This window comes from Candidatus Kuenenia stuttgartiensis (assembly GCF_900232105.1).
Taxonomy (GTDB): Bacteria; Planctomycetota; Brocadiia; order Brocadiales; family Brocadiaceae; genus Kuenenia; species Kuenenia stuttgartiensis_A.
This window is the reverse complement of the sequence record NZ_LT934425.1, coordinates 1,834,975-1,848,615: the sequence shown is the minus strand read 5'-3', so window position 1 is coordinate 1,848,615 and position 13,641 is coordinate 1,834,975. Positions and strand designations below refer to the sequence as shown.

General features: G+C 40.0%; 12 protein-coding genes. 1 reads left to right on the top strand and 11 read right to left on the bottom strand.

The annotated features are described in order from the left end of the window. Nucleotides 1-96 precede the first annotated feature (96 nt). The 9 genes from KSMBR1_RS08445 to KSMBR1_RS08405 all read right to left on the bottom strand — a co-directional run bounded on the left by KSMBR1_RS08445 (nucleotide 97) and on the right by KSMBR1_RS08405 (nucleotide 10,437). On the bottom strand, nucleotides 97-2,496 hold the full coding sequence (locus tag KSMBR1_RS08445) for a tetratricopeptide repeat protein (RefSeq protein WP_099324921.1): 2,400 nt from the start codon (nucleotides 2,494-2,496) through the stop codon (nucleotides 97-99). Between the two features lie 283 nt (nucleotides 2,497-2,779). After that, nucleotides 2,780-3,496 (bottom strand): sulfite exporter TauE/SafE family protein, encoded by a 717-nt coding sequence (locus KSMBR1_RS08440; protein ID WP_099324920.1) that lies wholly within the window; start codon nucleotides 3,494-3,496, stop codon nucleotides 2,780-2,782. A gap of 99 nt (nucleotides 3,497-3,595) precedes the next feature. Next, nucleotides 3,596-4,168 carry a winged helix-turn-helix transcriptional regulator gene (locus KSMBR1_RS08435; protein ID WP_099324919.1) on the bottom strand — a complete coding sequence of 191 codons (573 nt, stop codon included), beginning with the start codon at nucleotides 4,166-4,168 and terminating at the stop codon, nucleotides 3,596-3,598. A 68-nt stretch (nucleotides 4,169-4,236) separates the two neighbouring features. Beyond that, the gene (nusG, locus tag KSMBR1_RS08430) at nucleotides 4,237-4,746 is read right to left on the bottom strand and encodes a transcription termination/antitermination protein NusG (RefSeq protein WP_099324918.1); all 510 of its coding nucleotides are present in this window, start codon (nucleotides 4,744-4,746) and stop codon (nucleotides 4,237-4,239) included. 160 nt (nucleotides 4,747-4,906) lie between these two features. Further along, complete coding sequence (locus KSMBR1_RS08425; protein ID WP_099324917.1) at nucleotides 4,907-5,764, bottom strand: HEAT repeat domain-containing protein; 858 nt, start codon at nucleotides 5,762-5,764, stop codon at nucleotides 4,907-4,909. After that, nucleotides 5,764-7,272 carry a phosphomannomutase/phosphoglucomutase gene (locus KSMBR1_RS08420; protein WP_099324916.1) on the bottom strand — a complete coding sequence of 503 codons (1,509 nt, stop codon included), beginning with the start codon at nucleotides 7,270-7,272 and terminating at the stop codon, nucleotides 5,764-5,766. The genes KSMBR1_RS08425 and KSMBR1_RS08420 overlap by 1 nt, the downstream gene beginning before the upstream one ends. 27 nt (nucleotides 7,273-7,299) lie before the next feature. Continuing rightward, nucleotides 7,300-7,872 (bottom strand): flavodoxin family protein, encoded by a 573-nt coding sequence (locus KSMBR1_RS08415; RefSeq protein ID WP_157820483.1) that lies wholly within the window; start codon nucleotides 7,870-7,872, stop codon nucleotides 7,300-7,302. A gap of 172 nt (nucleotides 7,873-8,044) precedes the next feature. Further along, a complete protein-coding gene (locus tag KSMBR1_RS08410; protein WP_099324914.1) occupies nucleotides 8,045-8,986 on the bottom strand; it encodes a UDP-glucuronic acid decarboxylase family protein in 942 nt (313 codons plus the stop codon). Nucleotides 8,987-9,189: 203 nt separating this feature from the next. After that, nucleotides 9,190-10,437, bottom strand: a complete 1,248-nt coding sequence (locus tag KSMBR1_RS08405; protein ID WP_099324913.1) for an NAD(P)/FAD-dependent oxidoreductase — start codon at nucleotides 10,435-10,437, stop codon at nucleotides 9,190-9,192. A 153-nt stretch (nucleotides 10,438-10,590) separates the two neighbouring features. Here KSMBR1_RS08405 and KSMBR1_RS08400 point away from each other — a divergent pair, with 153 nt between their 5' ends. Next, on the top strand, nucleotides 10,591-11,709 hold the full coding sequence (locus tag KSMBR1_RS08400; RefSeq protein WP_099324912.1) for an XdhC family protein: 1,119 nt from the start codon (nucleotides 10,591-10,593) through the stop codon (nucleotides 11,707-11,709). Here KSMBR1_RS08400 and KSMBR1_RS08395 read toward each other — a convergent pair. Further along, the gene (locus KSMBR1_RS08395; RefSeq protein WP_172953479.1) at nucleotides 11,690-11,968 is read right to left on the bottom strand and encodes a carboxypeptidase-like regulatory domain-containing protein; all 279 of its coding nucleotides are present in this window, start codon (nucleotides 11,966-11,968) and stop codon (nucleotides 11,690-11,692) included. The genes KSMBR1_RS08400 and KSMBR1_RS08395 overlap by 20 nt on opposite strands. Before the next feature lie 353 nt (nucleotides 11,969-12,321). Then, on the bottom strand, nucleotides 12,322-12,753 hold the full coding sequence (locus KSMBR1_RS08390) for an FKBP-type peptidyl-prolyl cis-trans isomerase (RefSeq protein WP_099324910.1): 432 nt from the start codon (nucleotides 12,751-12,753) through the stop codon (nucleotides 12,322-12,324). Nucleotides 12,754-13,641 lie beyond the last annotated feature (888 nt).

Here is a 13,641-nt window from a genome sequence, read left to right as displayed (position 1 = left end):
GATTGCTTCGTCGCTACACTCCTCGCGATGACATTTTTTTACGTACACATTTTAACGAAACAATGTAATAGTTACGATAAAGTACTAATGGTTATCCTATTTTTTCTTTTTTTTGTGCGCCCTCTTTGATGGAGATATTCCTTCAAATATTCTTTTTATTATATCGAAACCGGAGTCGCCATCCTCGTCGAAAGCATCAAGCATATCCTTGGGGAAGGGGCCATTCAAAATATTCTTAGTCTCTAAAAATTCCCGTAAGTTCTCCACCTCACTTTTCAATTCACGCACCAACTGCAAATTATTTCTCTTTTCCGCCAAAAGCAGTATATGTTCAAGTTCCTGAAGGGTTTTTTCTGTCGGGACTACTCGTTTGCCTAACTCTCTTAAGGTAAGTTTATGGTAAAGAAATAATGGGGCTTCTTTGTCTTCCTTCAACATTTTTGCAATATATCTTTCCCCGAGTTTAAATTCTTTCTCTTGTAATGCAAATTTTACGATCCTTGATGCATCTGTTTCGGAACATGGCGCCCATAATGTTTTAAACGCATATTCAACAATCCTTTTTTTTTCACTAACCAGCCATTGGGGTTTGCTAATCTCCGATATATAAGAATAAATATCTATTAATAAAGCAACATTGGCGGGGGTGGGTGCGTTGCGCCATGCATTGTCAAGCTCGTCGTAGCGTTTTTGTATATATATATCAGGCACACCATAACACCGGTATACCAACTGTGTAAAATAAATAAGCGGGAAGGGACTCTCTGTGTTGTTTAGCGCCAAATGAAATAATTCATTCCCCCGCTCTTTGTTCTGGTTTTTAAACTCAAGACCAGACCATCGTGCGTAAATATAGGCAATCCCTCTGTTAAAATCATGCGAACTTTTTATTCCAATGTTAATTGCTTTGCCATACATTTTTCTGCCCTGTGGTATCTGCCCTTTATCAAAATTTAGCGGGGCAGCTCGCAGATATGCCAGAGCCAACTGTTTCTTAATTTTGCTATCTAACGGATCAAGGCGGTTTGCCTGCTCCAAATACTTTATTCCCTTCGCAAATACATTGCGATTAACACAGCTAATCCCCGCGTTGGTTAATATAAAAGGGTCCTCGGGGAATATAGCCACCAGTTTATCCAACAGTCTGTTTAACTTCTGTAGTTTGCGGGTTTTCCCGTACACTATTAATAATTGCAAACAGGCATCCTTGCTGCCTTCGTCACGGTCAATACTCTTTAGTAAATAGCGTTCGGCGAGTTTTGCATTTCGGAAGCAGACTTCATCTTCCCTATGTTCCATCCAATGAAAAGGGGAAGGTTCATTTTTTTCTTCGACGGCAAAACTCCCCCCCAAATGTGCGTACACAATGGCTTCAATTTTTTTATTTTCGCCATAAACCTCTTTATATACATCGAGAAAATCTTCCCATATACCTGCATATTCCAGATCACTTAATCGCCAGCCCCTAGAGAGAAAACATTCGGCTTTTTTTATGAGCAAATTTTCAATTTTTCCCTGAGCAGTTAATGAGCGGTTGTTTATAATACCTTCTATAAAGTCCTCGGCATCATCTGCCCTCATATAGTAAATACTACTGAAATAAAACCTGGTAAGGGTGCCAACAATGCCTGTTTCCTCTGAAGGAAAATCCGAAAGTCCGTTACGAATATACCTGTATGAATTAAGATGATCGCCTTCCTCCCAAAAATAATCCGCATCGGGCAATACATGCGCAAGCTCTGGATATCCCGACAAATAGCATATCTTCCTTAAAGTCTTTTTGCTTAGAGTCTCAGGCAATTTTTGCTGCGTATTATCCATGAGTACCATAAACGCCTTTGCGGTATCGTGCAACAGCGTGTCTGCGGATATGAGGGAAAAAGCCAATTTCGCCTTTTCATCCTCATTTGTATAAAAGGCAATACTCCCTTTTATAAATAACTTCCAATGCGAAAATACGGAGTTTCGTCCTATCTCTTTTACTTCTGCCCAGGCTTCATCATAACGTTCATGTGCAATATTCTCCAGCGCCTTGTGTATCGCAATTATTTCTTTATATATTTCCGGATTGTATGACTTAAAAAAAGAACTGTCATGGAAACGCAAGACTATTGCATCTGCCATCCCTGGAATTTCGTTAATGCCCGGCGCCTCTATGCCTTTCGACAAAAGGGAAATATACTCATCTGCCGCAGCGGCATAATCGCCCCTCTTAATTGCTATTTTTACCGCTAACAAATCATCGCATTCTCCGCCTGTTATCTCTTTTATCTTAACTACAATATCCTCAACATTCTCCCATTTTTTGTTTTGAATAAATGTATCCGCTAATGCACGATAACTGGCCAGGAGTTCGCTACGATATTTTTCATTGTCCATCCAATAAAGTTCTTCAAAACTCTCCATTGCCTCCCGGTATCTCTTTTTCTCAAAATCATCTCTGGCCTTATGCTCCAGCATTACCGGAGAAAGGTATTTTCTCTTTTTTTTGGTCATTGTTTTTTTTGCTTATGTTTACTATTGATGCTGATGAGTATTGAAGTTTTTTTAGCAATGGATAAAAAAATGAAACAAAATGTATTTAATATAATACAAAATTAATAAAGCAAATTAAATGAAATTTAGCGATAATTCGCCCAACCATAACATAGACAAACCAGTGCCAAACAAATACGAAATATGAAAGATGAACCACAGATTACACAGGTTACACCGCTTACACAGATTAAAAAAAATCGTAACAAGTAAATTTTCAAAAAACCAAAGTGTTGCCAAAATTTCATTTTATGAGAAACCATAGTCCAAATCCGGTAATCACAACTTCGATAATCCTCATAAATACCTGAATAGATAATCTCTCTAATATGCTCTTTCCAACGAAGGAGCCAATGACCATTACCGGACAAATAGAAAGCCCACATACCCAGGTAGATGATGAAATCGCACCAAAACTCTGATAAGAGACAAGCTTTACAACGTGTATTGCCGCAGTCCCTAAAGCCTCGGTTCCGATGAACGCACCCTTGATGAGCCCGTATGAAAGATAAAACGGCGCAAGAAAAGGACCGGCACTGCCGGAAATTGCAGAAACCAAAGAAAACATGGACCCAATGGGGGCAAACCAATGCGGGCGGAATCCTGTGATCAGACGTCCGCGCCAATGCCGCCAAATGACGGAACAGATTAAAAAGCCACCCAAAATCCTGAGAAGACCGGTATCTGGTAATTTGGTGAAAAGCCAGGCGCCTAGAATGGAAAAAGGAATGGCTCCGGCAACAAACCAAAAAACGACAGGAAGTTGTATAAATCGCCGGTTAAATCCAACACGGCTCAGGTTGCCAACAAGCTGGGCAACGGCATACATCGGAACAGCATCGCGCACCCCAAATATTGCGACCAAAACAGGAAGTAAAATTATACCTCCACCCGTACCGGCAATTGCAGCAACAACAGATGCTATAAGCGCAGAAGATAAAATAAGTAGCCATTGTTCCATTATAGTGTTATTTTCTGGCTCAAATTGGGCAAGTTAACCTACAAACAAACAGACATGTGCGTTGGTATGCATTCTCGGCTGAAACCGGGGGGGGAGGCGTTATACCCGTATATCTACAATTTTGACTGAATCCGGTACATATTTTTTTACAGCAGCAATATCCGGCTCTTTTGTTAAAAGCAGGTAATCTGGAGAGCAGATACTTATTTCTTCGAGTCCGATGACATGGTAACCGAAAATTCGAATCTTCATCTCATCATCAACCACAGCGACCAGATCTAATTCTTTATCCTGGATCACTAAATACGCAATTTCCATAAGGTCAGTAACGCCATAAAGTGCAACACGGGTTTGACCGTTAAAAGGGATCTCTTGTACCTTGCTTTCAACATCTTTTCTCACCGCCTTGTAAAAACGAAAATTTCTGTTTAAAAAATTATAGGCAATCTGCGTCTTTTCTGTAATCCCTTTTGAAGTTAAAATATAGCGAATCTTTCTTGGGTTTGTACCCAAAACTTTTATCAACCCCCTCTTTGTAAGTTTTTTTATCGCAAAGTTTATAGAAGCAACGTTAATGCCCAACTGCGTGGATAATTGGCGCTGGGAAATCCGGTCGCTGTCCGACAATTTTTCAAGGATATTATATTGTGTGATTTCTTCGTCGTTTGCCATACATCTTTATTTATTATCTATCTGATTTTAATCTGAAAAAAGATTACCGGTATTAATTTGAGGCAACACTAATCAATTGATTCAATATCCGCTATGCTAATCTCTGCTGACGTAGATTTTTGCAAAATGTCTATAGAAACTACAACGCGATAATTCGTCTTCCTTTTGACCAGTAGTCCCTCTAAACCAATGAGCGGGCCTGAAACAACCCGGACCTTCGTGCCTTTTTGCAAATATTTGTAAGGGTCTATCGCAACATTGCTGTTTATCAAGGTCTTTAAATTGTTTATTTCTGCATCCGGAATAGGAGAAGGAATAAAGTCATCCTCGTTGCCAATAATCCTTACCACTCCCCGTGTGCTTTTTATTTCATATAGATTATCCAGTGTTATATTGACAAACAAATACCCTGGAAAAAGAGGAACATCAATAAATTTCTTTCTGTCCCGTCTGCGGCTGATTGTTTTCACTAGTGGAAGGAAGGAGCTGATATTCTTTTCCCTTAAGAAGGAATCTACTTGCTTTTCGTGACGAGATCTTGTGTGAACTGCAAACCAGTAGGCAACGTTTTTTTCCATGTTTTTAAAAAACCTCCCGCAGGGTAATAAACCTGCGGGAGGAGCGGGGCCTCACAATTGGGAGATGTGAGAAATTGTGCAATTTCTACTGTTTAAAAATATAAACGTTAGTTAATTTAAACGATTATTTATTGAATGTCAATATAAAAAACAAAAATGGTTACTTGTTTAGATCGTCCAGAATTTCCTGTGCTATTTCCCGAACGGAGCCATCTTCATCATTAAGCGCCTGCTTAATGATTTCTATAGCCTCCTTGCTCTCTATTTCGCCCAATGCCTCTACGGCGCTTTCGCGAACCCACGGATCTTTGTCTTTTAGAGCGGCTTTGGAAATTGGTTTTATTATAGATGCGTCATCTATATCTATTTCCAGCAATGCATCGATGGCGCTTAACCGTACGTCTACATTTGTATCTTTTTCCAATGCCTTAGCAATAATTTCTATTGCTTTTTTATCTTCAGTTTCTCCCAGGGCTATTATAGCATCTTCCCTTTTTTCGGCATCTTCATTTTCCAATGCGTCTTTGGCAAGCGCTTCAAACTCAGGGTCTTTTTTCTTTTTTTTATCTTTTCGTTTGATTAATTTTTCTGGTGGTTTTTGGCTTGTTGGCGTGTAAATTTCTTTCGATTTATTGGCGCTGACTATTGATATTTTTCCTTCTTTTAATTCGTTGGGATCATAACTGAAGGCGTAATTTTTGTCTTTCAAAATCCTGCGTATCCCTTCTCTGATAGGAACATCCTGATATTCCATAGTGACTTTTGTGTCAATTGAATCGGTCAGCCATATTCTTGCGCCGCTTTGCGTCATAATTTCCTTTAACACCTTTTCCAGCGGGGAATCTTCCAGTTTTACGGATAATTTCCCATTTGTAAATTTAATATCAAAGACCTCCGCATCGGCGTTTGTTCCTATGCCGGTAAATTGAGGGAGGGACAGCAGGAAAAAGGCTGCAATCGCAGCATACATGGCAATTTGTGAAAAACTAAGTCGAATAAGAAAGGCTGGTGTGTACATTATCTCCCCTCAATAATGCTGGTAAGCGTTTTTTTCCCCTTTTCCATTATTTCCGGTGTTTTTCCTTCTACATTCAATCTCAGAAGAGGCTCTGTATTTGATTTTCTGACATTAAACCACCAATCGTTGTATTCAACGGTAATTCCATCAAGGTAGTCTATTTTTGCGTTAGGAAATTTTTTAACAATTTCTTCTAATTTCGCATCCTTTTCTTTCACCTTAAAATTTGTTTCCCCCGAGGAGCAATATCTTTTTAGCGGTGCGAGTATGCTGGAAAAAGGAGCCCGTCTTAAACTTAAAAGTTCCAGGATCAAAAAAAATATGATAATTCCCGAGTCGGAATAGTAGTTATCCCTGAAATAATAATGTCCGGAAAGTTCTCCGCCAAATGGTGCGTTTTTTTCTCGTAAGGCGGCTTTCATGTATGCGTGGCCTACCCGTTCGCGACAGGGAATTCCACCTGCGGCTTTTATTTCTTCCGGAACGACCTTGCTCGACCGGAGGTCATATACAATCGCAGCGCCTGGTTCCTGTTTAAGAAATTTTTGCGCTACCAGCGCGGTAATAATATCGCATCCTATTATCCTCCCCATTTCATCTGCAAAAATACACCGGTCTGCATCTCCATCAAAGGCAACCCCCAGGTGTGCCTTTGTTTCTTTTACTTTGTTTTGCAAATCTTCAACATTTTCAGGTTTGAGTGGATTTGCCTCGTGGTTTGGAAAGCTCCCATCAAGTTCAAAATATAACGGAATAATTTCTATTGGAAGCCCTTCACAAACGAAAGGAATAATTTTTCCGGCCATACCATTTCCCGCGTCCACAACAATGCGAAGGGGTCTTAGGTTGTTTGCAAATTTCATTACATGTTTTTTATAATCTTTAAAAACATCATTTAAGATTACCTTTCCAAGCTGGTCAATGCGGGGCGGATGGTATTGTTTTGTTAATTTTGCGATTCTTTCTATTCCTGTTTCAAAACTGACCGGCATTGCCTGCTCTCTGCATATCTTAAATCCGTTATATTCCGCGGGATTATGCGATGCCGTTACCATTACGCCTCCGTCATAAGCGTAATAACCCACGGCAAAATAAGTCATTTCCGTCGGCACAACGCCGATATTTATCACGTTTGTTCCAGTGGAACAAATGCCTTCGATAAGTGCGTTTGCCAATGACCTGGAAGAAGTCCTCATATCTCTGCCAACAACGATGTTTTTTGAACGAGGGTTGTTTTCTTTAAAAAACAAGGCAATGGAAGTTCCTATCTTCCGGGCAGTCAGATCATCAAGTTCTGAAGGATATTTTCCCCGAATATCATAACTTTTGAAAATACCCGTTGATACCGTTGTTTCTGATTTTGATTGTTCAGTATCGTGTTGCGCTTCTACTTTTTCCAGACATACATTGCATTTTGGGTAATTTACCCCTTGCCGGCCTTTGCATACTGAATCGCTGATCTCGTAAGGCTCCCCCGGACAACGATGTTTTCTTTTTTGATTTCCCATAAAACTACTCAATTAAAATCTAATACATCAGATAAATAATGTTTTGCCGGTATCAAATGCTTGTTTAAGGATGGCCTGTTTTTTATATACCGCCCCTTTTTCTTCCAGTTCTGAACACAGCATATCACCGGCATATTCCGCATCAATGACGTGAAAAAAAGATTTCACTGTTTTTATTGCCCCGGCAAAAAGTTCCTCACTCTCATGGCGTGCGGCAGTGGCAATAAAAAAACCTTTAGCGGCAACCCCATCTTTCCTTACCGGGAAATGTAAAATATATTTACGCGACCAAAATACCTGAAAACGGTCAATAAATGCCTTTAGCTGTGCGCTCACGCCCATAAAATAAATGGGAGACGCCACGATTATGCCACCGGCTTCAACAATACGGGGATATATTTTTTGCATATCGTCATTAACTGCACAAATCCCCGTTTGCATGCATCTTCCGCATGAAATACATGGGCTGAAGCTCAAATTCCGCAAAATAATCTTTTCTACGCATATGCCATTCGCTTCAATGCCCTTAATAAGATGATCGAGTATTATATCAGAATTCCCACCACTGCGGGGACTGCCAAAGACCGCAATAACTTTCACAAAAATACCTCAGTGATATGTGAGGACAAGCCTCATATTTATAAGGACAGATTAAAATCACTCAACAATGTAGTGCTGATTGCTTTGTTAAAATCTGCGCAATCAATGGTTCACGAAATTTCTTCCAAAACTTGATTCATATATGAAGATAATTCGCATATAGAATTTACTGTTATTTATTTTTGTTCAACGTGTCCTGGAAATATTTTAAGGTCTTTTGCAGACCAATATCCCTGGAAACCCTTGGCTCCCAATGCAAGAGGCTCATGGCTTTGGATATGTCCGGCTGCCGGACTTTCGGATCGTCTACAGGAAGTTCCTTAAATACAATCTTGCTTTTGCTGTTAGTAAGAGAGAGTATCATTTCTGCCAGTTGCAAAATCGTTATTTCTTCAGGGTTCCCTATGTTTACAGGATTATTTTCCCCTGAAATCAGCAATCGGTAAATGCCTTCCACAAGATCCGATATAAAACAAAAACTCCTTGTCTGGGAACCGTTTCCATATACGGTAATATCTTCGCCTCTTATTGCCTGGCACATGAAGTTAGGGAGGGCACGCCCGTCTTTAATGCGCATTTTCGGCCCATAGGTATTAAATATTCTGACTATTTTTGTATCCATATTGTGATATCGATGGTATGCCATCGTCATTGCTTCCGCAAATCGTTTCGCCTCATCGTATACGCCCCTGGGACCTACCGGATTAACATGTCCCCAATAATCCTCCCTTTGGGGGTGTACCTGGGGGTCGCCATATGTTTCAGAAGTAGAGGCGAGAAGAAATCGCGCCCCTTTTGCCTTTGCCAGCCCCAGACTGTTCAAAGTGCCAAGGGAGCCGACCTTTAGCGTTTGTATGGGATAATTTAAATAATCAAAGGGGCTGGCGGGAGAAGCAAAATGCAATACATTATCGATGCGACCATCTACGTATATATAGTCGCTTACATTGTGTTTTATAAACCGGAAACGGTTATTTCCAATTAAATGAGAAATATTATCCGGACTGCCTGTCAAAAGATTGTCTATACAGAGAACTTCATGTCCTTTTTCTATAAAATAATCACAAAGATGCGAACCAATAAATCCGGCACCTCCTGTTATTAGCGTTCTCAATCAATATTCTCCCAAATTCTGCAAATATCATTATTAAATAGTGTTACGTTGGATTTTACCGCTTTTCCATTTATATTCAAGCGTGAAATCTTGTTAAAATAATCTGTAACTTCTCAATAAGTTGAGGTTTTTATAATAATTTCTACCTTATTCCCCGTTAATAAAGGGGACGGGGGGAGTGTTTTCCTCAATTTATTGAGAAGTTAAAACAATTTTGACAGGTCTTCTATGCTCTTTTCTTCCTGATCGATTAATTTATCCATATTTGAAAAATCACTTTGCTTCTCTATTGAGTCTTTTAATTTTACGGTGATTTTGTGTCGGCCGCAAACAACAGCACCAACAACTCTTCCCTCTTTTGTCGTGACCATAACATATTCCTTCGGGGTTTTTCCTTTGAAATAATTTCTTTTCCCCCCTTTCATCCGTAGATTGCCTGTTCCAATAAGATTAAAAAAAAGATCCCCTACCCGCTTGAAATAATTTGACGTTGTCTCATATTTCCTCAGCCCTCCTCCCGCCATGTTGTTGCCGGCAATGTCGCCTTGCGCTATTGCATTTATCCAATTGGTTTGAACAATATGTTTTTCAAAAACAGGATCCATGATTTGCGCCGCATTACCGGCTGAAAAAACAGCATCATCGTCATCATGGCTTCTCAGATACCTGTCAACCAAAACGCCATTCTCTATTTTCAAGCCGCTGTCTTTTAGCCAGTCAACCGCATGGGTTGCGCCTATTGCTATAAAACAAAGATTACTGTCAAATCTTCTTCCGTCCGTTAACAGTACCGATGCTAATTGATTGTTTGTCCCTTCGAGTGACTGAACCTCTGCATTGGTAATGACTTCAACCTCCATATTTTTAAATTCATCACGTATTAATTTGCAGCCATATTCATCAAAAAAGGGATCGCCTAAACTATTTCTCCTTACGAGAAAGACAACATGCAATCCTGTTGTCCTGAATTCTTCTGCCATATCCATGCCCAAAAGACCTCCGCCAACCACAACAACCTGTTTTGCATCCCTGACGGCAACCTTTAATCTTTCAGCCTGAATCAAATCATGCATAGTAAAAACGCCTTCGAGGTGGCTTCCCGGAAATTTAGGTTCTATTGGCGAGATTCCCGTAGCAATAAGAAGTTTATCATATCCATAGATATTCTTTTCAGATGTCTCTACAACCCTCTTCTTCTTGTCAAGTTTTGTTGCCCTTGTTCCTAAATGAAGTTGGATTTTTTTTTGCACGTAAAAATCCTTTTTTTTCACCATAATCTCCTCAATGCCTATCTTTCCCACAGAGTATTCCGGAATTCTCGGACGGTAGAACATGGGGGTCTTTTCTTCAGATATTACGATAATTTCCGCATCACTGTCCAGATTACGTATGCGCTCCGCTGCGGTAATACCGGCAGGCCCGCTGCCCACAATTAAATATGCTTTTGTCATAAAGCCTCCAGTACATTCACGTAAAATAAATGGCGTTATTATGATTATAATTAAACCAAATACATGGTATTATAACAGCTATGTATAATCAAATTATTCTTACATCCTGCACATAATTACCGACGGGGTTTTTCTTTATGCGCTTTTAACGACATGTACGAAATTTTTAAAGAAATTCTTCACTTAGCAGAAACAAAAGAACCCTGTGTACTGGTTACTGTTGTTTGCACAAAGGGTTCTACCCCGCAAAAAGACGGAGCAAAAATGTTAATCCGCAAGGATGGCAGTGGTGTTGGCGCTCTCGGCGGCGGGTGCATAGAAGGGGAAATATGGTCGCAGGCAAAACAACTCCTGAAAGAGCATGGCAGGCCTGTGCTCCGCACGTATGATTTGAACGAGGACTTCTCCGCAAGAGACGGCATGGTATGCGGAGGAACTATGTCTTTTTTTATTGACCCACTGACAACACCACACTCCTTTGAAACATTTGCAAAAGAAATACTCCTTGCCTACGAAGGATATGCCTCTCTTGCCCTTGCAACAATCGTAAACGATAGAAGGGGGAAACATGTCCCGGGGGCAAAATTTCTTGTTAAGGCAAACGGCATAAAACTGGGAAGCCTGGGTAATGAAACACTTGAAAGGGAAACAATCGGGGTTGCCGGAAATATTGCTCTTCACGGGGGGAAAATATTTTTTCAGGCAAGTGACGGAACAGATATATACATAGAAGGATTTCAGACGCGGCCAGCACTTATCCTAATCGGGGGAGGACACGTAAGCAGGGCGGTTTCGCGAATAGCCGCTATGCTGGACTTTGACATCTCTATTGTGGATGACCGTAAGGATTATGTTCAAAAAGAAGATTTTCCTGATGCAAAAGTATGTATCGTCTCCGACTACGGGAAGTGCTTTGAGAATATTCCGTTTACCCGGAATAGTTATATAGTTGTAGCCACACGCGGGCATCGTTACGATGATCTGGCCTTGTTTGCCGCCGCGCAAACGCAAGCCCGTTTCATCGGGCTTTTGGGCAGCAAAAGGAAATCGATGGAAATATTCAAAAGTCTCTTGAAAGAAGGTGTTTCCCCTGAGAAGATCAAAGAAATACACGCCCCTATAGGCCTGAATATCGGAGCCGTTACCCCGGAAGAAATAGCAGTAAGCATTATGGCTGAAATTATAATGATTCGCTATGGCGGCGACGGTTGTTCGTTAAAAATGCCAGCATCAAAAGTAAATGCAAATTCCCTTAATGTTCCGAAAAAATAACGTCAATCGAAGCATCCCTCCCCTCAGCGGAAAAGATAATTTTCGTTCCTCCCGGGGAAATGCCATATATCGATACACTGGCTTTGCCCAAAGAGTCTGTCGTAATTTCTTCCGGTTTTACCACGGCTACCGTTGGAGAAGTGCTGAATACTTTAATTTTTGCGCCTGAAATTGGCATGCCTTGTTTATCCAGCACTTCAATGAAACCTTTATTTATCGATCCGGAGTGTGCATTCAATTTAAAAGGAGTTGCAAACAAATTTATTTCATCGCGGGGGGCAGGTGTTTGGGCACATGAGTTTAATAGGAAAAAAGATAATACTCCTAAAACAAAAACCACTTTTTCACACACATTTTTCTTTGGCATATACACCATTTATCGGTCAGTGTGCCCTGACAAAAAATTCAAAGAATATCATAAAACCTACCAAAACAAAGATCAAGGCGCCGGACATAATTATATATATTTTTAAATTCATAAAGGGCTGTACCTTCAAACACAATAAAACTGTAGTTTATTTGCAGTTCCAAACGTTAAACAAAATAAACAAGCTTCTTCAGTTCAAAAGGCGTTTCTTCAACGGTATTTTATGGGACAATAAGATAAAACATTTAAAGAATTCCTACAAGAAGAACATCAAAGGTCAGGTCTTTCCCTGCTAAAGGATGGTTGCCGTCCAGTGTGACGCTATACGCAGAGACCTCCGTTATTGTCGCAATTACCTCTCTGCCATCTTCATTGTTTCGCATTTGTATTTGCTGGCCTACTTTTGGTTCTACGTTGTCCGGGACCTGGCTTCTATCCACCTTTAATACCATTTCATTATAATAAGGGCCGTAAGCCATGCCTGGTGGAATTGTTGTCGTCCTTGATTCGCCGGGATTCATCCCTACTACCATTTGTTCAAAACCAGGAATTAATTGCCCTTCTCCAACGATAAATTTCAATGGTTCACGGTTCACGGAAGAATCAAAAATCGTGCCGTCCTTTAATTTACCAGTATAGTGAACATGAATGGTATCGCCCGGTTTTACCTGTGCCATTTTTTTCTCCTTTCATTTCAGACTTAAGGGTAAAAGTAAAAAAGTTTAAAAATATATCACCAACTATTACATTCACTATTTGCAGAGTCAAAAAATGACAGGTTTTACATGGCAGGAATAAAAAATATCCGGTAGTGCTATTCCACGTAATTTGAATGCATGACAAGCCGATGATTTAGCCTGTATAAACAGGTCTTTTCCTGATAACAATGCGGAAGAGATTTCCAGAGAAATGTATGTCATTTTCTCAGTAACAAAAAAAATAACATTTCTCTCCATTCATATCAAGAGGTAAATGGATTGCAGCGCATAAGTGGCGTTAAACAAAAATGAAAGAAATTGTAACTATTCAGCGTAATCTATTAAACTACCGGAGATCAGAGCGTAACTCTTTCCCAAACTGATACTTCACTATGTTTAGTACAAGGTTTGGAACGAGCCGTGTATCGTTTTACGCTGAATAGTTACGAGGAATCTTGTGATTGTGCTTTTTCATTTTCTCAATGTACCAAATATTGCAAAGGCACTCAGAAATTTTGCGGCAATACCTTTTCTTTCATTTCAAATGCTCCGCTGGTAATGTAGAGAACAAAAAAACACTTTATTTCTCTCTCTCATTACTACTGGGATACTCCTGTTACATTTTGTTTGTTTTGCTCATTTTTGCCTATTTATATGGAAATTCTATTGTTTTTTACTTCTTTCTACACTTATTGAAGGGATCTTTTGGCACAAATTCTTGATCCGCGTCTTTCGTAGGGGGACTTTGACGTTGCCGTGATAATTACCAAAAAACATTTGAATTTTGGTAATACTTTCACTACCATTACAAAATATCTAATAAGCAAATTCCCATTATCTATCGGTTGTTGAAAGCCGTTGGCAGAT

What these genes read in the sequence shown, in the direction of transcription:
- nusG (WP_099324918.1), bottom strand. Translation starts at nt 4,746, where the DNA reads ATGGAAAAAAACGTTGCCTACTGGTTTGCAGTTCACACAAGATCTCGT.
- KSMBR1_RS08440 (WP_099324920.1), bottom strand. Translation starts at nt 3,496, where the DNA reads ATGGAACAATGGCTACTTATTTTATCTTCTGCGCTTATAGCATCTGTT.
- KSMBR1_RS08425 (WP_099324917.1), bottom strand. Translation starts at nt 5,764, where the DNA reads ATGTACACACCAGCCTTTCTTATTCGACTTAGTTTTTCACAAATTGCC.
- KSMBR1_RS08405 (WP_099324913.1), bottom strand. Translation starts at nt 10,437, where the DNA reads ATGACAAAAGCATATTTAATTGTGGGCAGCGGGCCTGCCGGTATTACC.
- KSMBR1_RS08400 (WP_099324912.1), top strand. Translation starts at nt 10,591, where the DNA reads ATGTACGAAATTTTTAAAGAAATTCTTCACTTAGCAGAAACAAAAGAA.
- KSMBR1_RS08420 (WP_099324916.1), bottom strand. Translation starts at nt 7,272, where the DNA reads ATGGGAAATCAAAAAAGAAAACATCGTTGTCCGGGGGAGCCTTACGAG.
- KSMBR1_RS08445 (WP_099324921.1), bottom strand. Translation starts at nt 2,496, where the DNA reads ATGACCAAAAAAAAGAGAAAATACCTTTCTCCGGTAATGCTGGAGCAT.
- KSMBR1_RS08390 (WP_099324910.1), bottom strand. Translation starts at nt 12,753, where the DNA reads ATGGCACAGGTAAAACCGGGCGATACCATTCATGTTCACTATACTGGT.
- KSMBR1_RS08435 (WP_099324919.1), bottom strand. Translation starts at nt 4,168, where the DNA reads ATGGCAAACGACGAAGAAATCACACAATATAATATCCTTGAAAAATTG.